The organism is Tabrizicola sp. M-4 (genome assembly GCF_051132405.1).
Lineage (GTDB): Bacteria > Pseudomonadota > Alphaproteobacteria > Rhodobacterales > Rhodobacteraceae > Paragemmobacter.
Map to the genome: position 1 here is coordinate 377,761 of NZ_CP128606.1, position 23,606 is coordinate 401,366.

Sequence of the window (23,606 nt, forward strand, 5' to 3'; positions counted from 1 at the left end):
CTAGCCGAGGCGGAACACCAGATCGGGGAGGTGGCCGAGGTCCGGCAGCGCGGCAAAGCGGGGATGGCCTTCCGGCGGATCGGCATGTTCCAGCGCCCATGTCAGGCCATGCGGCACATGGACGCCGAAGCCGCCTGCCTCGATCACGGGGATGACATCGGATTTGAGGGAGTTGCCGACCATCAGCGCGCGGTCGGGTCCATCGCCGTGGCGGGTGAAGATGCGCCCGTAGGCGGCGGCGGTCTTGTGTGAGACGATCTCCACCCCGTGGAAGAGATCGCCAAGGCCGGATTGGGCGAGTTTCCTTTCCTGATCCAGAAGGTCGCCCTTGGTGATGAGGAGGACGCGGTGGGAGTCGGCGAGGGCTTCCACAGCCTGTTGCGCGTGGGGGAGGAGTTCGATGGGATGTTCCAGCATCTCGCGCCCGGCGGCCATGATCTCGGCTATGACGGAGGCGGGGACGCGGCCCTCGGTGACTTCGATGGCGGTTTCGATCATGGACAGGGTGAAACCCTTCACGCCGAAGCCGTAATGGCCGAGGTTGCGGCGTTCGGCGGCGAGGAGGCGGTCATGCAGGTGGTCGGGTTCGGCATGGTCGGCCAGAAGCGCGGTGAAGCGGTCCTGCGTCAGGCGGAAGAAGGATTCGTTCTGCCAGAGCGTGTCGTCGGCGTCGAAGCCGATGGTGGTGATGCGGCTGTGGGCGGGCATGGGCGCACTCCTTTCACGGCGTTGTGCCGTGCTGGCACGCGGCCTGCAAGCGGGGTGCGGGCAGGGCAAGGTGTCCGGGGGCCTTTTCCCTTTTGCAGATTGGTCTATATTGCGGATTGTCATCCAAAGTCCGAATCCCTTTCAGAGAGCGGAGTTCTCGTCCTGTGAGCCTGACGCCCGTGAGCATGTCCGATACGCCGCAAGGTCCGGGAACGAGTCGGGCGTCCTGACCAAGACGAAGGCCAAGACGCAGCGGCCGCCGATGTACAAGGTGATGCTGCTGAACGATGATTACACGCCGATGGAATTCGTGGTGCATGTGTTGGAGCGGTTCTTCGGCATGAGCCATGCGCAGGCCTTCGACATCATGCTGACGGTCCATAAGAAGGGGCTGGCGGTTGTGGGGGTGTTCTCCTTCGAGGTGGCAGAGACCAAGGTGGCGCAGGTGATGGATTTCGCGCGGCGCCATCAGCATCCGCTGCAGTGCACGATGGAGAAGGAGTGATCCTTCGCCACAATTCTCGGCTGTTTGCAGGCTAGACCGTTCCGACAGCGTTGCCGTGCCATCGCGAACGTTAATTTTGATTGATTTCTGCTGCTAGTCTCCTGTCTCCTTCCGGCATGCTGGATTGGTTGCGGCCAAGTTGCACGGGGGGATTGGTTTGATGGATACGACGTACGAAAGAACGCTCGGCTTCAATTCCATCACGAGATTCCTTCATACCACCCGATACAAGAACCTGAGAACGGTCTGCCAGCTTCCGGAACTGCGTGGACCGATCAAGGTGGTGGATATTGGATGCGGGACAGCAAAGAGCTTTGAGGTTATTTCCGAAGTTCGGTCCGACTTTGACTATGTCGGGATCGAACCACTTGAAGAGTTCTGCAGGGTCGTTTCGGAGCGGCATGGGCACAAGGCGAATTTCAAGATCGTGCAGGGGTTTGTGCAGGACCATTGGGACATCCTGCAGGATGCCGATCTGATCATCGGCCTTGAGTCATTCGAGCATATCCCCGAGCCCATCGTCGTACGACTGTGCGAGCGGATCGCGGCGTGTAACTTCAAGGTTCTGTACGTGACCGTGCCGAATGAGGTTGGCCCTGCCATCCTTGTCAAGAATGTCGGATCTTGGCTGATGGGGTATGTGCGGCACAAGGAATATACTTGGGCTGAGACTTTTTCCGCAGCCATATACAGGCTTGATGATGTGACTAGGCATGGAACTGGCCATATCGGTTTCGACTGGCGGTGGCTGGCGGCGACGCTGCGGCAGAACGTGCGGATTACGGGATATACCTGTTCCCCGAGCCAACTCGTCCCCCGGTTCCTTTCCCCTTCGATCGGTTTCCTGTGTCGGCCGACAGCGGGTGCCGACAGGTCGTGACCTGCGGCCGGACGGGGCGTTCGCCCCTTGACCGGGCTCAGCGCCCTAAGCTCCAGAAACGATGATTGTATTGGCATTCCGTCGCCCTCCGCCTAGGGTGCGCGGCGATTTGCGAAGGGGATGGCGATGCGGTCTGCGCGGTTGGAACAGGCGCTGGAGGCGGGGCTTTGGCCCCTGCCGCCCGAGGGGCGGATCGCGGTGATCCGGCCGCGCGTGGGGGATGACCTTTCGGCCCTGCCGAAGGACCGGGTCGAGGTGGTCACGGGGTTCAAGCCGGATGCCGACTGGTTCGCGGGGCGGGGCTATGCCGTGGTGACGCGGGCCGGGGGGGGCTATGCGGCGGCGGTCGTCTGCCTGCCGCGGGCGCGGGCGCAGGGGCAGGCCCTGATCGCGGAGGCGGCGGATTGCGTCGTTCCGGGGGGACCCGTGGCCGTGGATGGGCAGAAGACCGATGGCATCGATGCCATGCTGAAGGACTTGCGGGGGCGGGTGGCGCTCTCGGAGGTCTTTTCCAAGGCGCATGGGAAGATCGCGGTCTTTCCGGCGGGGCCGGGGCTGGAGGCGTGGCGTGCGCAGCCTGCCGAGGTTGAGGGCTTCCGCACGGTGGCGGGTGTCTTCAGCGCGGATGGGGTGGATAGGGGGTCGGCGCTGCTGACCGCCGCGCTGCCTGCCGAGATGAAGGGGAAGGTCGCGGATTTCGGGGCCGGGTGGGGGTATCTGTCGCGGGCCGTGCTGGCGCGCGAAGGTGTGAGGGAATGCCATCTGGTGGAGGCGGAGGCCGAGGCGCTGGATTGTGCGCGGGTGAATGTGGCGGATGCGCGGGCGGAGTTCCACTGGGCCGATGCGACGACGGTGCGGCTGCCGAAGCTGATGGAGCATGTGGTGATGAACCCGCCCTTCCATGCGGGGCGGGATGCCGATCCGGCGCTGGGTCTGGCCTTCATCGGCGCCGCGGCGCGCGCCTTGGCGCCGGATGGGGTGCTGTGGCTGGTCGCGAACCGCCACCTGCCCTATGATCGCGCGCTGAAGGTCCTGTTCCGCGAGGTGCAGGAGATTGGCGGCGATGCCGCTTTCCGGGTGACGCGGGCCGCCTATCCGGTGCGGGCGCGGTAAGGGGAACGGGATGAGCTTTTCGATTTCGGGCAAGACGGCCATCGTGACCGGCGCGGCGAATGGCATCGGCCTTGCCATCGCGCGGCATTTTCTTGACCGGGGGGCGAATGTGATGTTCGCCGACATGGACGAGACGCGTCTGGAGAACGAGGTGGGCGAGGAGGCGCGGGCCGAGGGGCAGGTGCGCATGTTCGCGGGCGACTTGCGGCAGAAGCTGACGATTGCCAACCTGCTTTCGGCGACGGTGGATGCTTTTGACCGGATCGACATCCTTGTGAATGCCAGCCGGCAATGCGCGCTGTCCGACCCCTTGGACATCGAGGGGGATGCGGTCGAGGAGCTTTGGCAACAGAATGTGATGACGAGCCTGCGGCTGAGCCAGATGACGGCGAAGCGGATGATCCAGAAGGCGGAGAAGACCGGGGCGGAGGGGATGATCGGGGCGATCATCAACCTGTCGTCGCTGGCGGCGGTGCGGACGCAGCCGCAGCTCTTGGCCTATTCCATCAGTTCGGCGGCGGTGGAGCAGATGACGCGGTCGCTGGCGGTGGCGCTGGCGCCCAAGGGGATACGGGTGAATGCGGTATCCTTCGCCAGCGTGATGAGCGCCTCGCTGCAGGGGGCGCTGCGCGAGAATCCGGATTGGCGCGAGGTGGTGGAGGCGGGCACGCCGCTGGGCCGCATCGCGAGCGCCGACGAGGTGGCGGAGGCGGCGCATTTCCTTGCCAGCGACGCGTCGGGATTCATGACGGGGCAGGTCCTGACGCTGGATGGCGGGCGGGGGCTGCTGGATGTGGTGGCGGCCCCGTCCTTCTGACGGTCATTCGGGATATTGCGCCTTGCACTGGGCGATGACGGGTTCCGCGGCGCGGGCGAGTTGGTCGCGGCGTTCGAGGAGGCTGTCGAGCTTGGCCCCTTCGGCGCGGAGGTCGATGGCCTTGGGGCGGGTGCGGGTTTCGGGTTCTTGTTCGAAGCAATAGCGCGGCGGTGGGGGCGGCTGGTTCGGATCGGTCTGCACGGGGATGTCGCAGATCTGCCAGACGGGGACGTAGACCGTGTATTCCTCGATCGCATAGCCGCGCGCGATGTTGGCCTGCGTTTCGTCCACCAGACGCTGGATGGTGCGCAGATCGCGGGTGTTGCGGTTGATGCATTGTTCCTGCGGTGTGCCGCAGGCGGTGAGCGCGAGGAGGGAGAAGAGGGCAAGGCGGCGCATGGAACTCTCCGTGTTGGTCCCGTGATAGCGCGGGGGAGGGGGGATGCCAAATGCCATGTTGGCGCGGGCGATGCGCGGTGCTAGGCATGGAAGTGTCAACTTGGAGAGACAGATGACCGACCAGTTCGATGCCCGCAAGGCGCGTGCCGCCGCTTGGTTCCGGGAATTGCGCGACAGCATCGTCGCGGGGTTCGAGGGGTTGGAGGATCGGTTCGGGACGGGCGCACCGGGCCGGTTCGAGGTGACGCCGACGACGCGCGCCGATGGCGGTGGCGGGTTGATGAGCGTCATGCGCGGGGGGCGCGTGTTTGAGAAGGTGGGCGTCAACGTGTCCGAGGTGCATGGCACCTTGGGCGAGCGGGCGCAGAAGGCGATGGCGGCCCGGGGCGTGCCGGGGATGGACCGCGACCCGAGGTTCTGGGCATCGGGGATTTCTCTGGTGGCGCATATGGTGAACCCGCATGCGCCGGCGGTGCATATGAACACGCGGATGTTCTGGACGCCGCATGCGTGGTGGTTCGGGGGAGGGTCGGACCTGAACCCGGCGATCGAATATGCCGAGGATACGGCGCATTTCCACGGGCAGATGCAGGCGGCCTGCGACCTGCACGATCCGGGCTATTATCCGAAGTTCAAGGCATGGGCGGACGAGTATTTCTTCGTGCCGCATCGGGGCCGGGCGCGGGGCGTGGGCGGCATTTTCTATGATGACCTGAACACCGGGGATTGGGAGGCGGATTTCGCCTTCACGCAGGATGTGGGGCGGCATTTCCTGCCCGCCTTCGTGCCCGTGACGGAGCGGCGGGTGAACACGCCTTGGTCCGAGGCGGACCGCGAGGCGCAACTCATCCATCGCGGGCTTTATGCGGAATACAACCTTGTCTACGACCGGGGCACCAAGTTCGGGCTTGAAACGGGGCATGATGCCAATGCCGTCCTGATGAGCCTGCCGCCGATTGCCAAGTGGACTTGACCCCGCGCTGCCTGTAAGGGGCGCGCGACGTGGCGAAAGGGTGCTGACATGGGCGGGAACGCGGCGGATATCGAGATCAGGGCGCGGGCCTTCTGGGCCGATACCGAGGGCGGGGAGCATGCCGTGGGTTTCGCGGCGAGCGAGGACCCGGAGGATGGCTATGTGATCTTCGAGGGCCGTCCGGGGGACCGCAAGGGGCTGTATCTGGAGGTTTCGGACGAGATCTTCGCCGCGAAGGATGCGGTGGAGGGGGTGGCCTTTTCGCCCGAGGGGTTCGTCGTGACGATCCGCCCCGCGATGCAGGCAAAGCTGGGCATGGTGGCGACGGTGGCTGTCTTTGTGGCGGCCGAGGATGCCGACGGGCAGGCGGCGCTGGCGGTGCTGCGGGGGTTGATGGGTTAGTTTCCGTGGCCGCCCGGACACGGTGGCGGCGGAACGATGCAAGGTTTTTCAGGAATCGCAATCGCTTGCATCGCACCGATGCACGAAAGATGTGTCTGATGACAAAGTTTTTCCTTGTCGCCTCCGCCCATTGCGACCTAGGGTCGCGTTAATAAACAAAAACGACATCGAGGCAGTTACAGACATGAAACGGCAGCTTTTTGCGGCCGCCCTTGGGGTGGCATTTTTCAACGGCATGGCGACGGCGCAGGAATTCAAGGGTGACATCACCTTGGGCTATTCGGCGTTTACCAGCGACACCTCGCTGAACACGCTTTCGGGTACCGGGTCCTTCGAGTTTGGGATCGGGGACCGCGCCTCGGTGCAGCTTGATCTGGGCATTTACGGATTCGGCCTGATTGGTGTCGAGGGCGGGAATGTCGTGCTGCACGGCATCTATGACGTGCATCCGCAGGGGTCGCTGGGCCTGTTTCTAGGTGTCGATTCCGCTGGGGGGCAATCGGACGATTTCTACGGTATCGAATATGGCCAGTCCTTTGGCGCCGGCAGCTTCGAGGTTTATGGTGCGCGCGGCAAGGAAGCGGGCGTTACCGGCACGATCATCGGGGCGGAGGCCCTGTTCGAGCTTAACCCGACCTGGGGCCTTGGCGTGAAGGCGGACAACGCCGATTACGACGGACAGTTGGACGCCACGCGGATCGGTGTGAAGGGTATCCATGCGCTGGGTCAGGGCACCACGGTCTTTGCCGAGGTGGGCTCTGCGCGGTTCGATGACGGCACCAACTCGATCAGCGAGCCGTTCGTGGGCGTGGGGCTGAATTTCCAGCTTGGCGGCGGCAAGGCGACCTTCGGGCAGCGCAGCCAGTTCGCGCTTATCCCCGGCCTGTGACCTAGGCCTGCTGCAAGAGCAGGGCGGCGACGCCGGCAAGGATGACGGCCATCCCGAGATACTGTCTCGGGGTGGTCTTTTGTTTGAAATGCAGGCGCGCGACGAGTTGGGCGAAGGGGATTTCCACCAGTGCCAGCGTGCGGACATTGGCGGCGGAGGTGAGGGAGAAGCCGGTGAACCAGCAGGCCGAGGCGAAGGCGCCGAGGAAGCCCGCGGCGAGGGATTGGCGCCAGACGCGGAAGGAACCGCGCAGTGCGGCGCGGTCGAAGAGGGCGAGCCAGATCAGAAGGGTCGCGGATTGGATCGCCAGCGCGAGGGTGAGGGTGGTCAGCGCGCGGGTGAGGAAATCGCCGGACGGGAGCGCGGTGATGCCGCCGCGAAAGCCGATGGCGGCAAGGCCGTAGCCCAAGCCCGACAGCAGGCCGAGCGTGGCGGGGCGGGCGTGGAAGAAGCGGCCGAGGCCGGGGCCGGGTTTCACCGACAGGATCAGGACGCCGGTGGTGGCGATGGCGATGGCCGCCATGGTGCCGGGCGTGAGGTGGTCGCCGAGGAGGGCGACGCCCAGCAGGGCCACGAGGACCGGTTCGGTCTTGAGCCATGCGGTGGCAACGCCGAAGCTCTGGTCCTGCATCAGGAGGAGCATGAGGGCCGTGCCCGCGATCTGCGCCCAAGCGCCGAGCGCCGTCCAGCCCAGCGTCGCAAGGCCGGGCAGGGGGAGGGGCGTTGCGGTCCAGAGGGCATGGCAGGCAAGGAAGAGCGCGGCGAAGGGCAGGCCGAAGAGGAAGCGCACCTGCGTTGCGCCGACCGTGCCGAGGGCGGTGGTCAGCCCCGCCTGCGTGGCGTTGCGCCCGGTCTGGGCGATGGCGCCCAAGAGGGCGGCCCAAACCCAGAGCGGAAGCGTCATGTCAGGCCCCGCGCACCGTGTCGATCATCAGTTGCACGTTGTCGGGGTTGGCATCGGGGGTGATGCCGTGGCCGAGGTTGAAGATGTGGGGGCCGTTGCGGAAGGCATCCACCACGCGGCGGGTTTCGCGGATGAGGGCTTCCCCGCCCGTGACCATGTGTTCGGGGGCAAGGTTGCCTTGGACGCAGCCCGCGGGTTGCACATTCGCGGCGGCCCATTCGGGGGTGACGGAATTGTCGATGGCGACGCAGTCCGCCCCGGTTTTCCGTGCGAAGCCGACATAGCCGTCGCCTGCCTCGCGCGGGAAAGCGATGATGGGCAGGCCGGGGTGGCGTTGTTTCATCGCGGCGATGATGGCCGCGGCGGGTTTGACGGCGAAATCCTCGAAGTCCTGACCTTTCAGAGATCCGGCCCATGAGTCGAAGAGCTTGACGACCTCTGCCCCCGCCTGCACCTGTGCCGAGAGGTATTCGACGGTGGCCTCGGTGATGCGGTCGATGAGGGCGGCGAAGGTGGCGCGGTCGGTGTTCTTGAGCGCGTGGGCCGCGCCTTGGTCTTTGCTTCCGCGACCGGCGATCATGTAGGTGGCCACGGTCCACGGCGCGCCGGCGAAGCCGATGAGGGTGGTTTCGCGAGGCAGTTCGCGCGACAGGATGCGCAGGGTTTCGTAGACGGGGGAGAGGGTGTCGTGGATGGCCTCGGTGGGTTTCAGGGCGCGAACCTGATCCATCGTGGTGGTGGTTTGCATGCGCGGGCCTTCGCCGGTTTCGAACCAGAGTTCCGGGCCGAGCGCCTGCGGCAGCAGAAGGATGTCGGCAAACAGGATCGCCGCGTCGAAGCCGTAGCGGCGGATCGGTTGCAGGGTGACTTCTGCTGCAAGATCAGGGTTGTAGCAGAGTTTCAGGAAATCCCCCGCCTGCGCGCGGGTGGCGCGGTATTCGGGCAGGTAGCGGCCCGCCTGACGCATCATCCAGATCGGCGGGGTGGGCAGGGTTTCGCCTGCGAGGGCGCGGAGGATGGTCTTTTCGGGCTTGGCGGTCATGGGGTGGCTTTCGTGCTGTCGCCCGTGCTGCGGGCGATGAGGGCTTGCAGGTGGCGCAGCGACAAGCGCCATGCGGCAAGGTGCCAGAGGGCAGAGAAAAGGAGCGTGGCGGCCGCCGCCAAGGCGCCCTGCACCCACCATGCGATGGCGGCGAGGGGGAGGGTGGCGGTGGCGCTGGTGATGAAGGCGGCGAGAAGGGTGAGGCCGTTCGCCCCCGTGACCCGCTGGCGGATGGCGCCCGCTTCCATCCGGTGGGCGATGGCGAGCAGGAGGGCCGAGGCGGCAAGGGCGAGGGCATAGAGCGGCGTCATGACCCATGCGTCGGCTGGCGGCGGGGTCTTGTCAAGAGTTGTCAGGTAAAGATGACAGTTGTATGCCTTGGTGCATGACAAATCCGCTCCCCTCCCCCGCCCAGCCCTTGAAGATCGGAACCCGTGGGTCGCCCCTTGCTCTGTGGCAGGCGCATGAGGTGCGGCGCTGCCTGATGGGGGCCTTTGGCCTGCCGGAGGATGCGTTCGAGATCGTCGTGATCAAGGTCACCGGGGACCAGATCCTTGACAAGCCGCTGAAGGAAATCGGCGGCAAGGGGCTGTTCACACGCGAGATAGAGGAGGCGTTGCTCGAAGGGGCCATAGATATTGCGGTCCATTCGATGAAGGACATGCCGACGGTGCAGCCTTCGGGGTTGATACTCGACTGCTACCTGCCGCGCGAGGATGTGCGGGACGGGTTCGTTTCGCCGGGGGTGGCGTCGCTGTCGGAGTTGCCGAAGGGGGCGGTTGTCGGCTCTTCCAGCCTGAGGCGGCGGGCGCAACTGGCGCTGCGGCGACCGGATCTGAAGCTGGTGGAGTTCCGCGGCAATGTGCAGACGCGGATGCGCAAGCTGGAAGAGGGGGTGGCTGTGGCGACCTTCCTTGCCATGGCGGGGCTGAACCGGCTGGGGATGGCCCATGTCGCGCGGTCCGCGATTGCGCCGGAGGAGATGCTGCCCGCTGTGGCGCAAGGTGCCATTGGCGTGGAAAGACGCGAGGCGGATCAACGGGTTGCGGGAATGCTGGCGGCGATCCACGACGGGCCGACCGGGGTGCGGCTGGCGGCGGAGCGGGCGATGCTGGCGCGGCTGGACGGTTCCTGCGAGACGCCGATCGCCGGGCTGGCGGTGATCGAGGGCGAGGCGCTTTGGCTGCGGGGGGAGATCCTGCGGCCCGATGGCAGCGAGTCGATCACCGGAGAGCGGCGGGGCGGGGTTTCGGAGGCGGCGGCGCTGGGGCGGGATCTGGCGGAGGAATTGCTGGGGCGGGCGCCCGCAGGGTTCTTCAGCTGGCGCTAAGGGGTTGCGGGCGCTGAGTTAATTCCCGGATATCCGCAATCTTGGCGGTGCAGGCGGTTGTGCCGTAAACCGTACCGCAAACTGTGCATACGCACGGTGGCTTTGCGCGGCGTTAACCATGACCGCGACTCGGGGGCGATTTTTCTGCGAAAAATCGTGGTGACGAATTTTCTGCGAAAATTCGGGGTTGTCTCGGGGTTGTCTCGGGGTTGTCCTTGTCAGGCGCGGGCGCGGTCGAGCCAGCAGAGCAGGGCCGCGCCGATGAGGGCGATGGCGCTGCCTGTCAGGGCGATGGTGGCGTAGCTGCCGCCGAGGATGCTGCCCGTGGCGAAGGCCGCAGCGGCGAGGAGTTCTGCTGCAAGCCGTTGCAGCGCGAGCATGGCCCCGGCGGTGCCGGGGCGGCCTGCCAGCAGGTCCTGATAATAGGCGATGGGCAGGGTGAGGATCGCCGCGCCGCCAAGGCCCGCCAGCAGGGGCAGGGCCCAGAGCCATGCGCTTTCGGTCAGGATGGGCATCAGGGCGAGATGGGTGACGTAGAGCGCGGTGCCGAGGCCGATGAGGGTGGCGCGGCGGAAGCGGTGGGTGATCAGCGGCAGGAGCAGCATGAAGGGCACCTCCCACCCCGCGACCAGCCCGATATAGAGCGCGGTGGTTCCGGCATCGCGGGTGGGGGAGGCCTCGAAGACCAGCGAGGTCAGGATCATGTAGAGGTTTCCGGCCGAGGCGATGGCCCCGAGCAGCAGCAGGCGGATCAGGATGGGCGGGTTGGCGATTTCGGCCAAGGCGCGGGTGAAGTTCAGGCCGGAGGGTTGATCCTGCCATGCGGTCTGGCCGTCGCGGGGCCATTTCAGCGCGAGGAGCGTGGTCAGCGCCACGGCGGCGGCGGTGCCGGAGAGGTAGACGGCCATGACGCCGACGCCCGCGCCGAAGGCGAAGGTCCAGACGATCAGCATGGCGAGGAAGCTGAGCGACATGGCGGAGCGGATGGTGGAGAGGATGGCATCGCGCGCCGCGCCGTCATCGGCGCGGGCGAGGCGGGCCAGCGCGAAGAGTTGGCCATAGAGCGAGGAGGCCACGGGGAAGAGCAGCCCGTGGCAGAGGAGGAAGGTGAGCGGCGAGGGGGCGACCAGCATGAGGCCCACGCCGGCCGTGCCGGAGGCGGCGGTGAAGAGCGCGATGCGGCGGCGGTTGGCCTTTTGATCCGACAGGATGCCGAGGAGGACCGAGGCGGTGACCGAGACGGCGGAAGCGAGGGCGAGGATCAGGGCGAAGGCGGGTTCGGAAAGGCCGATGCGTTCGATCCCGACGAGCGACTGGTAGGGGTAGACCGAGGCATTGAGCGCGCCGAGGAAGAGGAGCGCCCATGCGATGAGGCGCAGCGTCGGGTCGCGCAGGACGGCGAGGGTGGTCATTCGGAGGCGTCTTTCGGCGGGATGACCTTGCCGGGGTTCATCAGGTTCTGCGGATCGATGGCCTGCTTGATCGCGCGCATGAGGTCGAGGGCGACCGGGTCCTTGCGGCGGGCCATGGAGTTGAGCTTGGACAGGCCCACGCCATGTTCGGCGGAGAAGGAGCCGCCGAGATCCTGCACGATATCCTCGATCGCGTGGATGACGCGGTCGTAGAGCGCCTTGGAGGGATCGCCGGGATAGACGGAGAAATGCAGGTTGCCATCGCCCAGATGGGCCACGGTGACGGTTTCCGCGCCGGGGGCGATGTCGGCGAGGCGGGGCGCGATGCGGGTGAGGAAGGTTTCCACGCGGTCGAGCGGGAGGGCGATGTCGCTGTCGATCATGGGTTTCACCGCCGCGCCGATTTCGGCCGCCGCTTCGCGCCGCGCCCACATGGCCGCGCGTTGGGTGGTGGAGCGGGCGATGGTGGCATCGAGGATGAGGCCTTCGTCCATGAGTTGGGCGAGGGTTTCCTCCAGCAGGTCGGTGAGGGGCAGGGTGCCGCCGTCGGTTTCGGTGGTGAGGGCGGGGGAGGTGGCGGCGAGTTCGACGAGGATCGTGCAGTCGCGATGCGCCGGGAAGGGGATGCCGAGGTCGGGGCGGATGCGGTCGAGGCGGGCCATGTAGTCGGCGGGCATGTATTCGAAAGCCTCCACCAGCCCGCCGGATGCCGATTGCAGGCGGTTGAGGAGGTGGAGCGCGTCGGGGAGGGAGCGGGCGGCGAGGGTGGCCGTGGCGTGGGCCTTTGGCGCGGGGACGAGTTTCATCACGGCGGCGGTGATGATGCCGAGCGTGCCTTCAGCGCCGATGAAAAGGTTTTTCAGATCGTAGCCGGAATTGTCCTTGTGGAGTTCCGACATGAGGTTGAGGACGCGGCCATCGGGAAGGACGACCTCCAGCCCGAGGCAGAGGGCGCGGGTGGAGCCGTAGCGGAGGACGTTGGAGCCCCCGGCATTGGTGGAGAGGACGCCGCCGATCATGGCGGAGCCGCGCGCGCCGAACCAGAGGGGGAAGTAGAGGCCGTGGGTTTCGGCGGCGTCGTGGAGGCGCGAGAGGATGACGCCCGCCTCGACGATGGCGATGCGGGAGGCGGGGCGGATCTCGCGGATGCGGTTCAGGCGTTCGGTGGAGAGGAGGAGACCGGCTTCGGTGAAGGTGCCGCCGGTGAGGCCCGTGTTGCCGGAGATGGGGATGATGGGGGTGTTGTATTCTGTCGCCAGTTTGACGGTGGCCGCGACCTCGGCGGTGGTGGCGGGGCGGGCGACGGCGAGGGGGGTGCCTTGGTAGTTGCCCATCCAGTCGCGGGAGAGGCGGGCCATGTCTTGGCCGGTGAGGACGTTCGTTTCACCGAGGAGGGATGTAAGGGCGGGGATGAGGGACATGGGCGCGCTCCGATCGTCGGGCGCTGTTGTCGGGCGGGCGCGGGGGAGTTGCAAGAGGGGATGCGGCCCCGGCGACGCGCGGGGGAGGGCGGCGGTGCGAAGTTGGGTATTTGGGCCGAGACGAAGGCCGGGGCGGGGATTGGGGGAGTGACGCTGCCCCTGTGCGGGGCAGGGTCTTGGGGCGGATCACTCGGGCAGGGTGTCGGCCAGCGAGAGGATGGCGGGGCCCAGATTGGCCACCACGCGGGAGACGCCTTCCTTGTTGGGGTGGATGCCGTCGGGCTGCATCCAGGGGCGGAGGGCGTCGAGGTCGTCGGCCTGCGGTGACATCATGCGGAAGAAGGGTTGGGTGATCTGCGCGTCGTAGCGGGCGGCGATCTCGCGGTAGATGCCGTCGAATTGCAATTTGTAATCGGGGCCCATGTTGGGCGGGGCCTCCATCGGGACGAGGAGGACGGGCAGGCCGCGTTCGGTGGCGGATTTCACGATGGCGTCGAGGTTGTCGCGGGTCTCGGCGGGGGGGAGGCCGCGAAGGAGGTCGTTGCCGCCCAAGGTGACGATCAGAGCGTCGGTTTCGGGGGTGAGGGACCAGTCGAGGCGGGAGAGGCCGCCGGCGGTGGTGTCGCCGGAGACGCCTGCATTGACGAGGGTGACATCGGTTCCCTGCGCGTCGAGCCATGCCTGAAGCTGAGGGACGAGGCCCTCGCCTTCGGGGAGGCCGTAGCCTGCGGTGAGGCTGTCGCCCAAGGCCACGATCGTGGTTTCGGCGCTGGCGGCGACGGGGGCGAGGGCGAGGAGCGTTACAGAGGCTGTCGCCAATGTGATGTTGCGGAGCGTGCGGCGCGCGCCATATCTGGATTTGGACAGTTGGAAGGCGGTTTTCATGACGGATACGGTGCTCGGTACGGTTCTGGCGCTGAGGGACGTTCGGTTGACTTTGGCGGGAAATGCGGGGCCGGTCGATATCCTCAAGGGCATATCACTGGAAGTTCATGCGGGCGAGACGGTTGGGCTGGTGGGACCGTCGGGATCGGGGAAGTCGTCGCTGCTGATGCTGATGGGGGGGCTGGAGCGGGCCACGGGGGGTGAGGTACGCGCTTTGGGGCAGGACCTGACGGCGATGGATGAGGATGGGTTGGCGCGGTTCCGGCGGGGGAAGATGGGGGTGGTGTTCCAGTCCTTCCACCTGATGCCGACGATGACGGCGCTGGAGAATGTGGCGGTGCCGCTGGAGTTGATGGGGGTGCCGGATGCCTTTGCGCGGGCGGAGGCGGAGTTGCAGGCGGTGGGCCTTGGCGCGCGGATGGGGCATTACCCGAGCCAGATGTCGGGGGGCGAGCAGCAGCGGGTGGCGCTGGCGCGGGCGGCAGCGCCGCGGCCTGCAATCTTGCTGGCGGATGAGCCTACGGGAAATCTGGATGGCGTGAACGGGGCGGCGATCATGGATCTGCTGTTCGGGCTGCGCGACCGGCACGGGGCGACGCTGGTTCTTGTCACCCATGCGCCGGAATTGGCGGCGCGCTGTGACAGGGTGGTGCGGCTGCAGGATGGGCGTGTCGCGCCGGAGGTTGCGGCGTGAGTCTGGCATGGCGGATTGCGCGGCGGGAGTTGCGCGGGGGGCTGAAGGGATTTCGGGTGTTTCTGGCCTGCCTTGCGCTGGGCGTGGCGGCGATTGCGGCCGTGGGTTTGGTGCGGGCCTCGATCCAGCAGGGGTTGAGCGATCAGGGCGCGGTGCTGCTGGGTGGCGATGCGCAGATGGAGTTCACCTATCGCTTCGCGGATGAGGCCGAGCGGGCGTGGATGGAGGGGGTGGCCGAGCGGGTTTCCGAGATCGTCGATTTCCGGTCGATGGTGACGCTTGGCGAGGAGACGGCGCTGACGCAGGTGAAGGGGGTGGATGACGCCTATCCCTTGCTGGGGTCGGTCGTGCTGGAGGCAGGCGATCTGCCCGGCGCGCTGGCCACGGTGGAGGGGCTGCCGGGCGTGGTGATGGACAAGGTGCTGGTGGACCGGATGGGGCTTTCGGTCGGGGACCGGTTCCGGATGGGGGTGAAGGAGTTCCGGCTGGGCGGCGTGCTGCTGCGTGAGCCGGATAGCGCGAATGGCGGCTTTTCTCTGGGGCCGCGGACGATTGTGCGCACGGTGGATCTGGCGGGGTCGGGGCTTTTGGAACCGGGGTCGCTGTTCGAGACGGAGTATCGGCTGCTGCTGCCGGCGGGCACGGATCTGGATGCAATGGAGGCGCGGGCCGAGGCGGAGTTCGCCGATAGCGGCATGGGCTGGCAAGACAGCCGCCGCGCCGCGCCGGGGGTGGAGCGGTTCGTGGACAGGATCGGGTCTTTCCTGATTCTGGTGGGGATTGCGGGGCTGGCCGTGGGTGGCGTGGGCGTGCAGGCGGCGGTGCGTGCCTATCTGGAGGGGAAGGTCGCCACCATCGCCACGTTGAAGACGCTTGGCGCGGAGGGGCGGCTGATCTTTCGCATTTACCTCATGCAGATCGCGGTTCTGGCGGGGGTCGGGGTTGCGCTGGGCCTTTTGCTGGGCGCGGCGGTGCCTGTGATCTTTGGCGGCGTGATCGAGGCGGCGCTGCCGTTTCCGGCTGAGGTGGGGGTTTATCCGCTGCCCTTGATCGAGGCGGCGTTCTACGGGTTGGTGACGGCGTTCCTGTTCACGCTGTGGCCCTTGGCGCGGACCGAAGGGGTGCGGGCGGCGGCGCTGTATCGCGGATCGGGGCGCGGGGGGGTGCCTGCGGCGCGGCATCTGCTGGCGATTGCCGGGCTGGCGGTGTTGCTGATCGGCGGGGCGGTTTGGTTTTCGGGGACGTGGGAATTGACGCTGGGATCGGCGGGCGGGGTGATTGCCGCGCTGATCGTGCTGGCAGAGGCGGCATGGGGCCTGCGGCGGCTGGCGCGGGGCATGGCGCGGGCGGGGCTGGCGCGGGGGCGCGTGGCGCTGCGGTTGGCGCTGGCGAGCATTGGCGGGCCGAGGGAAGAGGCGGGGGCGGTGGTCCTTTCGCTGGGGCTGGGGCTGAGCGTGCTGGCGGCGGTGGGGCAGATCGACGCCAACCTGCGCGCAGCGATTGCGACGGACCTGCCGGAGCGGGCGCCGAGCTATTTCTTCGTCGATATCCAGCCGGATCAGATCGAGGGGTTCCTCGACCGGGTGCAGAATGACCCTGCGGTGAGCAAGGTGGAAAGCGCGCCGATGCTGCGCGCGGTGCTGACGCAGATCAACGGGCGGCCCGCGAAAGAGGTGGCGGGGGAGCATTGGGTGGTGCGGGGCGACAGGGGGATCACCTATTCAGCCGCGCCGCAGGAGAATGCCAAGGTCGTGGCGGGGGAATGGTGGCCCGCCGATTACACCGGCCCGGCGCAGGTGTCCTTTGCGGCGGAGGAGGCCGAGGAGATCGGGCTGAAGCTGGGGGATGAGTTGGTGATCAATGTGCTGGGGCGGGATATCCCGGCGACGATCACCTCGTTCCGGCAGGTGGATTTTTCGAGCGCGGGGATGGGGTTCGTCATGACGATGAACCCGGCGGCACTGCAGGGGGCGCCGCATACGTTCATTTCGACGGTCTATGCGGAGGAAGCGGCGGAGGCGGCGATCCTGCGGGATGTGTCGAAGGCCTATCCCAATGTGACCGCGATCCGCATCCGTGATGCCATCGACCGGGTGACCGAGGCGCTGGAGGCGATTGCCACGGCAACGGCCTGGGCGGCGGCGGCGACGCTGGTGACGGGGTTCGTCGTGCTGATCGGCGCGGCGGCGGCGGGGGAGCGGGCGCGGGTCTATGAGGCGGCGGTGATGAAGACGCTGGGGGCGACGCGGGGGCGGATATTGGCGAGCTTCGCCTTGCGGTCGGGGTTGATGGGGGCAGCGGCGGGGATCGTGGCCATCGTCGCGGGGGGCCTTGCCGGATGGGCGGTGATGGTTTTCGTGATGGAGGCGGAGTATTTCTTCGAGCCGGTCTCGGCAGTGGCGATCGTGGCGGGCGGGGTCTTCGCGACCATGGCGGCGGGGCTGTTGTTCGCGCTGCGGCCTTTGGCGGCGCGGCCGGCGCAGGTGTTGCGGGCGAAGGAGTAGGGTTCGGAAAATTCTTCTGCGAAGAATTTTCGGGGCGATCCTTCTGCGAAGGATCGGGAGGAAGCTTCTTGGAAGCTTCCTCCTTGCGATTTTCGCAGAGAATCGCTGCTCTCGGCGGGGAGGCGATCCGGGGGCGGTTGACGATCTTCGTCAGATTGGAACATTCGGGTTGAAGCTGTCGGGAAGTGGAATAGAAGTTCTGTTTGGGGGCTTGGCGTTCCATTGGGGGGGGATCATGCCGGATCATGCGCGGACGGTTGCTGTCATCACGGGGGGCGGGCAGGGCCTTGGTTTGGCGATTGCCGAGCGGTTGGTGGCGGAAGGGTGCCGGAAGCTGGTGATTTCGGGGCGGAATGTCCTGAAGGGTGAGGCGGCGGCGGAGGGCTTGCGCGCCAGCGGGGCGGATGTGCGGTTCCTGCCTGCCGACATGTCGGATGCGGGAGAGGCGGCGGAATTGGTGGAGCGGGCGCTTATGCGGTTCGGCCCGGTCAATGCGCTGGTCAATGCGGCGGCGTCGACGGCGCGCGGGTCGATTCTGGATACGACGCCCGAGGGGTGGGACGAGTTGATGGACACCAATGCCAAGGGGCCGTTCTTTGCGCTGCAGCGCTTTGCGCAGGCGGCGGTGGCGGCGGGGCATCCGGCGAGTGCCGTGAACATCGTGACGATGAGCAGCCATTGCGGGCAGTCCTTCCTTGCGGGCTATGCGGCCAGCAAGGCTGCGCTGGCCAATATCACCAAGAACAGCGCCAATGCGCTGCGCGCCCATCGGATACGGGTGAACGGGGTGAATGTGGGCTGGATGGACACGCCAGGCGAGGATGCGATCCAGCGGTCTTTCCATGGGGCGGGGGATGGCTGGCTGGAGGCGGCGGAGGCCGCGCAGCCCTTCGGGATGCTGGTGAAGCCCGCGCATGTGGCGGGGTTGGTGTCCTATCTGCTGTCGCCGGAGTCGGGCGTGATGACCGGCGCGATGGTGGATTTCGATCAGAACGTGAATGGGGCCTACGGGGAGTGATCCCTTGGGGCATATGGGCAAGGGCCAAGGAGTTAGGCATATGGCGATCAGGTTCGGTCTGCTGGGCGCGGGGCGCATCGGCAAGGTTCATGCGAAGGCGGTGACGGGCGACGCGAATGCGAAGCTGGTGGCGGTGGCGGATGCCATGGCCCCGGCGGCGCAGGCGATTGCCGACCAGTATGGCTGCGACGTGCGTACGATCGAGGCGATCGAGGCGGCCAAAGACATCGACGCGGTGGTGATCTGCACGCCGACCGATACCCATGCCGACCTGATCGAGCGTTTCGTGAAGGCGGGCAAGGCCGTGTTCTGCGAGAAGCCCATCGACCTGAGCCTCGCGCGGGTGAAGGCTTGTCTGGAAGTCGTGCGGGCGCATAAGGGTGTGCTGATGGTGGGCTTCAACCGCCGCTTCGACCCGCATTTCCGCGCGGTGCGCGCCGAGATCGACAAGGGCACCGTGGGCGATGTGGAGATGGTGGTGATCACCAGCCGCGATCCCGGCGCGCCTCCGGTCGATTACATCAAGCGGTCGGGCGGCATCTTCCGCGATATGACGATCCATGATTTCGACATGGCGCGTTTCCTGCTGGGCGAGGAGATTGCGGAAGTCGTGGCGACGGCGGCGGTGCTGGTCGATCCGGCCATCGGCGCGGCGGGGGATTTCGACTCCGTGCAGGTGCTGCTGAAGACGGCGTCGGGGCGGCAGGCGATGATTTCGAACTCGCGCCGCGCGACCTATGGCTATGACCAGCGGATCGAGGTGCATGGGTCGAAGGGTGCGGTCTCGGCCGAGAACCAGCGTCCGGTGTCCATCGAGGTGGCGACGGGGGCAGGCTATACCCGTCCGCCGCTGCATGACTTCTTCATGACGCGCTATACCGAGGCCTATGCGGCGGAGATTGCGACCTTCATCGCGGCGCTGGGCGGCAAGGGGGCTGCGGAGCCTTCGGGCGAGGACGGGTTGATCGCGCTTGCTCTGGCGGATGCGGCGGTGAAATCGGTCGCCGAGGGGCGTGTCGTGAAGATGTCGGAAGTGATGTGAGTTCTTGGATGATGGCGGGGTGAACCCCTACAAGGCGGGGTGAACCCCGCCCTACGCGCCGCGCATTTTGCGCGGCGTTTTTGGTTTGGGGTGTGGGTTCGGGATGGTTGGCGGGTTTGGGTATTTGGGCCGAGACGAAGCAGGGTTGAAGTGACTGCATGCTGTGGTGCTTCGTTTCCGAGGGTGGTCGTGGGGGCGCCGGAGGATTTGGGTATTTGGGCCGAGACGAAGGGGCGGTTTCTCTGCGGCTTCGCTGCGCAGCATGGGCATGGCGATGCTGCAGTTCTCGCTGCGCAGCAAATGTTTTGGATCAATGGGTTAGTTCGTGAGTAGGCTGTAGGTTGCGGTGGTTTCGCTGCGGTTCGTCACGGTCACGGTGAAGATGGCGTTTTCGACTGGGGTGAAGGTGCAGAGGGCGCGGTCGGCGGGGGCGGTGTCGAGGCAGATCGGGATGTCCTCGGCGAGGGTCACCGAGAGGTCGAGATTGGCCTTGCCGTCGCCGAGGAGGCCGATTTCTGCGGGGCTTGCCGCGAAGAAGGGGAGTTGCCACACCTGCGCCTCGCCTGCCGCGATGCCGCGAGTGGAGCGGATGATGGTGAGGGTTGGGGCGTTGGCGGTTTCCGCGAGGGTGCGGGCGGCGAGGTCGGTGACGAGGTCGTCTTCCTTGGCCAGTGCCTTGGCGGCGGTGAACATCACATCGGCTGTGGGATAGGTGGCGGGCACGGGTTCGCCGGGGGGGGTGGGGGTGCGGTCGTCGTCGGTGGCCGCGATGCCTGCGGCGAGGCGGGCGGCGGATAGCGCGGCGAGCGGGTCCTTGCGCGCGAGGGCAAGGTCGAAGAGGGCGTGGGCGTGAAGGAGTTGCGCGACAGCGCCGCCGTCGCGGGGGCTGGGCGGGGCGGTGTCCTGTGCGGCTGCGGGGGCGGCGAGGAGCAGGAGGGCGAGGAGGGGGCGCATGGGATTCGCTTTCGTCTGTCTGGATGCGACCTTTGCACCGGGGGGCGGGGATGGGGAAGGGGCGGGGGTTCCGCTTCACGGTCCTTTGCGGTTAGGTGGGGCTGTGATTGGAGGGCCCCGGAATGGATGCGCGCGCGATACTGGAGCGGCTGATCGCCTTTGACACGGTGAGCGACCGGCCCAACCGGGCCTTGATGGACTGGGTGGCGGGGCTGCTGGCACAGGCGGGGGTGGAGGCGGTGCTGATCCCCGATGCGTCGGGGGGGAAGGCCAATCTTTATGCGACGGTCGGGCCTGCGGGCGTGGGCGGGGTGATGCTGTCGGGGCATACGGATGTGGTGCCGGTGGAGGGGCAGGCCTGGACCTATCCTCCGTTTGCGCTGACCGAGGCAGGGGGGCGCTATTACGGGCGCGGCACGGCGGACATGAAGGGGTTCGTGGCCTGTGCGATTGCTGCCGTGTTGGATGCGGCGCGGCGTCCGTTGCGGGTGCCGCTGCATCTGGCCCTGTCCTATGACGAGGAGATCGGCTGCATGGGGGTGCGGTCGATGATCACGATGCTGGAGGGTGCGCCTGTCCGGCCGCGCATGTGCATCGTTGGGGAGCCGACGGGGATGGCGGTGGCGACGGGGCACAAGGGGAAGGTGGCCTTGCGCGCGACCTGCGTGGGGCGCGAGGGGCATTCGGCGCTGGCGCCGCTGGCGCTGAACGCGCTGCATCTGGCGGCGGATTTCGTCGGCGTGCTGCGGGGCGTGCAGGCGCGGGTGGCGGCGGAGGGGCTGCGGGATGGGGATTACGACGTGCCTTACACCACACTGCATGTGGGGAAGATGTCGGGTGGGGTGCAGGTGAACATCGTTCCCAATCAGGCGGTGGCGGATTGGGAGATCCGGTCGCTTGCGGGGGAGGATGTGGCCGGGTTGATCGAAGAGGTGCGGGCGGGGTGCGAGGCGGTGGTTGCTCCGCTGCGCGCGGAGTTCCCGGAGGCGGAGATACGGATCGAGCGGTTGTGGGATTATCCGGGGCTGGGGACGCCGTCGGATGCAGATGTGGTGAATTTCGTCAAAGGACTGACGGGGGCGAACGGGACGATCAAGGTGGCTTTTGGGACGGAGGGCGGGTTGTTCGATGCGCGGCTGGGGGTGCCTACGGTGATCTGCGGGCCCGGGTCGATGGCGCAGGGGCATAAGCCGGATGAGTTCGTCAGTGTGGAGCAGATGGGGCGGTGCGAGGCGATGCTTTCCGCGCTGGTTGCGCGCTGCGAGGCGGGGTTCTGAATGGCTGTCGTGCTGAAGTCGCTGGCGGATGTGCTGGCGCTGGATTTCGACGATATCATCGATGTGAGGGCGCCGAGCGAGTGGGCGGAGGATCATGTGCCTGGTGCCATCTCGTTGCCCGTGCTGGATGACGAGGAGCGGGCGCGGGTCGGGACGATCTACAAGCAGGTGAGCCCGTTCTCGGCGCGCAAGATCGGGGCGGCGCTGGTGGCGAAGAATGCGGCGGCGCATCTGGAGGGGCCTTTGGCCGAGAAGCCGGGGGGGTGGCGGCCCTTGGTCTATTGCTGGCGCGGGGGGCAGAGGTCGGGGTCGTTTGCATCCATCCTGAGCCAGATCGGCTGGCGGGTGGAGGTGGTGCAGGGCGGCTATAAGTCGTGGCGGCGGCTGGTGGTGGATGCTTTGTACAATGCGCCCTTTGCGCATCGGCTGGTGGTGCTGGACGGGAATACGGGATCGGCGAAGACCGAGGTTCTGAACCTGCTGCCCGCGCGGGGGGTGCAGGTGGTGGATCTGGAGGGATTGGCGAACCATCGCGGGTCGCTGTTCGGGTCGATGGGCGAGCAGCCGTCGCAGAAGGCGTTCGAGGGGCGGCTGGCTTTGGCGCTGGCGCGGCTGGACCCGTCACGGCCGGTGGTGGTGGAGGCGGAGAGCGCGAAGGTGGGTGACTGCCGCCTGCCGCCGAAGCTGTGGCGGGCGATGGTTGCCGCGCCGCGCGTGTCGATCGAGGCACCGAGGGCGGCGCGGGCGGAGTATCTTTTGCGGGCCTATGCCGATCTGGTGGCGGATGTGGGGCGGCTGGATGCGGTGGTGGCGTCGCTGTCCTTGGCGCATTCGCGCGAGCAGGTGGCGGAGTGGCGGGCGATGGTGGCGGCGGGGGAATTCGGCGCGCTGGCCGAGGGGTTGATGGAGCGGCATTACGACCCGCGCTATGGCAAGCACCGGGCGCGGATGGCGGTGCCTTTCACCGAGGTGGCGGTGGAGGGGCTGGAAGATCTGGGCGGGTTGGCGGACCGGGTGGCCGAGGTGGTGCGCGGGATGTGAGGCGTGGTGGCGGGGGGCCGCAGTCCCCCCGCGTTGCCGGATCAGCCGCGCTGGCGGCGGCGGTGGGCGGGGGGGATGCCCTGCATCTCGCGGTATTTGGCGACGGTGCGGCGGGCGATCACGGCCCCTGTGGCGGAGAGGGTCCGTGCCAGCGTGTCGTCGGTGAGGGGGTGGCTGCGGTCCTCGCTTGCGATGAGGTCGGCGATGCGGGCGCGCAGGGCATGGGCGGAGAGGCCGGGATTGTTGCCGTCGCCCATGCGGGCCGAAAACAGCGCGCGCAGCCAGATCGTGCCGCGTGGCGTGTCGACGCTGGTGCCAGAGACGACGCGGCTGACCGTGCTTTCATGCAGGTCGAGGGCGGAGGCCACCTCGGCCATGGTGAGTGGCAGGAGGCGGGTGGGGCCGTGGTCCAGCGCCTCTGCCTGATGGCGGAGGATTTCGCCGCCGACGCGGAGGAGGGTGGAATTGCGCGCCTCGATCAGGCGGAGGAGGGCGCGGGCGGCGCCCTGACCCTGACCGCGGCCGGGACGGATGTCGATGCCGGGCAGGGAGGAGCGGTTGAGCGAGAGGGTCCAGCCTTCGGGGCCGCGGCGGGCGATCAGGTCGGGTTCGCGGATGGGGGCGGCGAGGCCATCGAATTGCGCGCCGGGTTTGGGGTTGAGGCGGCGCAGGCGGCGGATGGCGAGGGCGATCTCGGCCTCTGGCAGGCCGATCCGGGCTGCGAGGCGGGGCAGGTCGGCGCGGGCGACGAGGTCGAGGTTTTCGATCAGGGCGAGGAGGACCGGGTCCACCGGATCCTCGGCCTGAGCCTGAAGCCGCAGGCATTCGGCGAGGTCGCGGGCGAAGAGGCCGGGGGGGTCGATCCGTTGCAGGCGTTGCAGGATGGCGCGGACCTGCGGGAGGGGGGCGGACGCTTCGGCGGCGATGGTTTCCAGCGGTTGGCCGAGCCAGCCGGAGGGTTCCAGCGCCTCGGTCAGGGCGAGGGCGATGCGGGCATCGGCCGGGGACAGGGATTGGCGGGCGATCCAGTCGGAGACATGGGAGATCAGGCTGGCGGGTGCGGTTTCGAGGCGGTCCGGGACGGGGTCCGCGCTACGGAAGAGGATGTCCCAGCGGGGGAGCCAGTCGCCGGGGGGCGGGGGCGAGAGGAGGAGGGCCGGGTTTTCGGCGGCCTGTTCCTCGAGGAAACGCGTGAGTCCTGCGGCATCGGCCTTGAGGAGGCGGATGGAGGAATGGAGCGCCGCCGAGAGGTGGAGGCGCTGGGTTGTCTTGACCTCGATCCTTTGGCGCGTGGACATGGGGATATCTAGGCCGGAGTGACCTTGGGCCGCAACGGGGGGCTGTGGTCGCGGCGGTGAATTCGGGGTAATGGCGCGCAGGGCCGGGGGCCGTTAGG

General features: G+C 67.3%; 24 protein-coding genes. 14 read left to right on the forward strand and 10 right to left on the reverse strand.

What is annotated here, in order from left to right; genetic code table 11:
* A complete protein-coding gene (locus TabM4_RS01935) occupies window positions 1–708 on the reverse strand; it encodes an HAD family hydrolase (protein WP_434617644.1) in 708 nt (235 codons plus the stop codon).
* Window positions 709–934: 226 nt separating this feature from the next.
* Here TabM4_RS01935 and clpS point away from each other — a divergent pair, with 226 nt between their 5' ends.
* The 4 genes from clpS to TabM4_RS01955 all read left to right on the forward strand — a co-directional run bounded on the left by clpS (window position 935) and on the right by TabM4_RS01955 (window position 4,023).
* Window positions 935–1,213, forward strand: a complete 279-nt coding sequence (gene clpS / locus TabM4_RS01940; RefSeq protein WP_434621882.1) for an ATP-dependent Clp protease adapter ClpS — start codon at window positions 935–937, stop codon at window positions 1,211–1,213.
* Between the two features lie 160 nt (window positions 1,214–1,373).
* Window positions 1,374–2,093 carry a class I SAM-dependent methyltransferase gene (locus TabM4_RS01945; RefSeq protein ID WP_434617647.1) on the forward strand — a complete coding sequence of 240 codons (720 nt, stop codon included), beginning with the start codon at window positions 1,374–1,376 and terminating at the stop codon, window positions 2,091–2,093.
* Between the two features lie 126 nt (window positions 2,094–2,219).
* The gene (locus TabM4_RS01950) at window positions 2,220–3,206 is read left to right on the forward strand and encodes a class I SAM-dependent methyltransferase (protein ID WP_434621884.1); all 987 of its coding nucleotides are present in this window, start codon (window positions 2,220–2,222) and stop codon (window positions 3,204–3,206) included.
* A 10-nt stretch (window positions 3,207–3,216) separates the two neighbouring features.
* A complete protein-coding gene (locus TabM4_RS01955; RefSeq protein ID WP_434617650.1) occupies window positions 3,217–4,023 on the forward strand; it encodes an SDR family NAD(P)-dependent oxidoreductase in 807 nt (268 codons plus the stop codon).
* 3 nt (window positions 4,024–4,026) lie between these two features.
* On the opposite strand, the gene TabM4_RS01960 is transcribed toward TabM4_RS01955, so the two are convergent.
* Window positions 4,027–4,422 (reverse strand): hypothetical protein, encoded by a 396-nt coding sequence (locus TabM4_RS01960; protein WP_434617653.1) that lies wholly within the window; start codon window positions 4,420–4,422, stop codon window positions 4,027–4,029.
* A 112-nt stretch (window positions 4,423–4,534) separates the two neighbouring features.
* Between TabM4_RS01960 and hemF the strand changes: the two genes are divergently transcribed.
* The 3 genes from hemF (at window position 4,535) to TabM4_RS01975 (ending at window position 6,686) form a co-directional block, all read left to right on the forward strand.
* On the forward strand, window positions 4,535–5,395 hold the full coding sequence (hemF, locus tag TabM4_RS01965) for an oxygen-dependent coproporphyrinogen oxidase (protein ID WP_434617655.1): 861 nt from the start codon (window positions 4,535–4,537) through the stop codon (window positions 5,393–5,395).
* A gap of 48 nt (window positions 5,396–5,443) precedes the next feature.
* Window positions 5,444–5,797 (forward strand): hypothetical protein, encoded by a 354-nt coding sequence (locus tag TabM4_RS01970; RefSeq protein WP_434617658.1) that lies wholly within the window; start codon window positions 5,444–5,446, stop codon window positions 5,795–5,797.
* Between the two features lie 184 nt (window positions 5,798–5,981).
* A complete protein-coding gene (locus TabM4_RS01975; RefSeq protein WP_434617661.1) occupies window positions 5,982–6,686 on the forward strand; it encodes a hypothetical protein in 705 nt (234 codons plus the stop codon).
* Between the two features lies 1 nt (window position 6,687).
* On the opposite strand, the gene TabM4_RS01980 is transcribed toward TabM4_RS01975, so the two are convergent.
* From TabM4_RS01980 to TabM4_RS01990, 3 genes are read right to left on the reverse strand one after another with little or no spacing between them, the layout of a single operon-like run.
* Window positions 6,688–7,590, reverse strand: coding sequence for an EamA family transporter (locus TabM4_RS01980; protein WP_434617664.1), 903 nt, complete (start codon window positions 7,588–7,590; stop codon window positions 6,688–6,690).
* Between the two features lies 1 nt (window position 7,591).
* Window positions 7,592–8,632 carry a uroporphyrinogen decarboxylase gene (gene hemE / locus TabM4_RS01985; RefSeq protein WP_434617667.1) on the reverse strand — a complete coding sequence of 347 codons (1,041 nt, stop codon included), beginning with the start codon at window positions 8,630–8,632 and terminating at the stop codon, window positions 7,592–7,594.
* Window positions 8,629–8,943: a hypothetical protein gene (locus tag TabM4_RS01990; protein ID WP_434617670.1), complete on the reverse strand. Its 315-nt coding sequence runs from the start codon at window positions 8,941–8,943 to the stop codon at window positions 8,629–8,631. Before TabM4_RS01990 ends, hemE begins: the two co-directional genes overlap by 4 nt.
* Window positions 8,944–9,017: 74 nt before the next feature.
* Between TabM4_RS01990 and hemC the strand changes: the two genes are divergently transcribed.
* The gene (gene hemC, locus TabM4_RS01995) at window positions 9,018–9,962 is read left to right on the forward strand and encodes a hydroxymethylbilane synthase (protein ID WP_434617672.1); all 945 of its coding nucleotides are present in this window, start codon (window positions 9,018–9,020) and stop codon (window positions 9,960–9,962) included.
* 218 nt (window positions 9,963–10,180) lie between these two features.
* Here the strand turns inward: hemC and TabM4_RS02000 are convergent, their stop codons facing one another.
* The 3 genes from TabM4_RS02000 to TabM4_RS02010 form a co-directional block, all read right to left on the reverse strand.
* Entirely contained in the window at window positions 10,181–11,374 is a 1,194-nt protein-coding gene (locus TabM4_RS02000) for a hypothetical protein (RefSeq protein ID WP_434617675.1), read from the reverse strand.
* On the reverse strand, window positions 11,371–12,795 hold the full coding sequence (locus TabM4_RS02005; protein WP_434617678.1) for an FAD-binding oxidoreductase: 1,425 nt from the start codon (window positions 12,793–12,795) through the stop codon (window positions 11,371–11,373). Before TabM4_RS02005 ends, TabM4_RS02000 begins: the two co-directional genes overlap by 4 nt.
* Before the next feature lie 186 nt (window positions 12,796–12,981).
* Complete coding sequence (locus TabM4_RS02010; protein ID WP_434617681.1) at window positions 12,982–13,680, reverse strand: arylesterase; 699 nt, start codon at window positions 13,678–13,680, stop codon at window positions 12,982–12,984.
* A gap of 10 nt (window positions 13,681–13,690) precedes the next feature.
* Between TabM4_RS02010 and TabM4_RS02015 the strand changes: the two genes are divergently transcribed.
* The 4 genes from TabM4_RS02015 (at window position 13,691) to iolG (ending at window position 18,938) form a co-directional block, all read left to right on the forward strand.
* A complete protein-coding gene (locus tag TabM4_RS02015; RefSeq protein ID WP_434621886.1) occupies window positions 13,691–14,374 on the forward strand; it encodes an ABC transporter ATP-binding protein in 684 nt (227 codons plus the stop codon).
* Window positions 14,371–16,878, forward strand: coding sequence for an ABC transporter permease (locus tag TabM4_RS02020; protein ID WP_434617683.1), 2,508 nt, complete (start codon window positions 14,371–14,373; stop codon window positions 16,876–16,878). Before TabM4_RS02015 ends, TabM4_RS02020 begins: the two co-directional genes overlap by 4 nt.
* Window positions 16,879–17,113: 235 nt before the next feature.
* The gene (locus tag TabM4_RS02025) at window positions 17,114–17,896 is read left to right on the forward strand and encodes an SDR family oxidoreductase (RefSeq protein WP_434617686.1); all 783 of its coding nucleotides are present in this window, start codon (window positions 17,114–17,116) and stop codon (window positions 17,894–17,896) included.
* A 40-nt stretch (window positions 17,897–17,936) separates the two neighbouring features.
* Window positions 17,937–18,938, forward strand: coding sequence for an inositol 2-dehydrogenase (gene iolG, locus TabM4_RS02030; protein WP_434617689.1), 1,002 nt, complete (start codon window positions 17,937–17,939; stop codon window positions 18,936–18,938).
* 318 nt (window positions 18,939–19,256) lie between these two features.
* Here iolG and TabM4_RS02035 read toward each other — a convergent pair whose 3' ends face one another.
* Window positions 19,257–19,892, reverse strand: coding sequence for a hypothetical protein (locus tag TabM4_RS02035; protein ID WP_434617692.1), 636 nt, complete (start codon window positions 19,890–19,892; stop codon window positions 19,257–19,259).
* Between the two features lie 122 nt (window positions 19,893–20,014).
* On the opposite strand from TabM4_RS02035, the gene argE reads away from it, so the two are divergent.
* Both argE and mnmH read left to right on the forward strand, forming a co-directional pair.
* Entirely contained in the window at window positions 20,015–21,169 is a 1,155-nt protein-coding gene (argE, locus tag TabM4_RS02040) for an acetylornithine deacetylase (RefSeq protein ID WP_434617695.1), read from the forward strand.
* Window positions 21,170–22,210, forward strand: coding sequence for a tRNA 2-selenouridine(34) synthase MnmH (gene mnmH / locus TabM4_RS02045; protein ID WP_434617698.1), 1,041 nt, complete (start codon window positions 21,170–21,172; stop codon window positions 22,208–22,210).
* Window positions 22,211–22,251: 41 nt separating this feature from the next.
* Here mnmH and rpoN read toward each other — a convergent pair whose 3' ends face one another.
* On the reverse strand, window positions 22,252–23,508 hold the full coding sequence (rpoN, locus tag TabM4_RS02050) for an RNA polymerase factor sigma-54 (protein WP_434617700.1): 1,257 nt from the start codon (window positions 23,506–23,508) through the stop codon (window positions 22,252–22,254).
* Window positions 23,509–23,606: the final 98 nt, after the last annotated feature.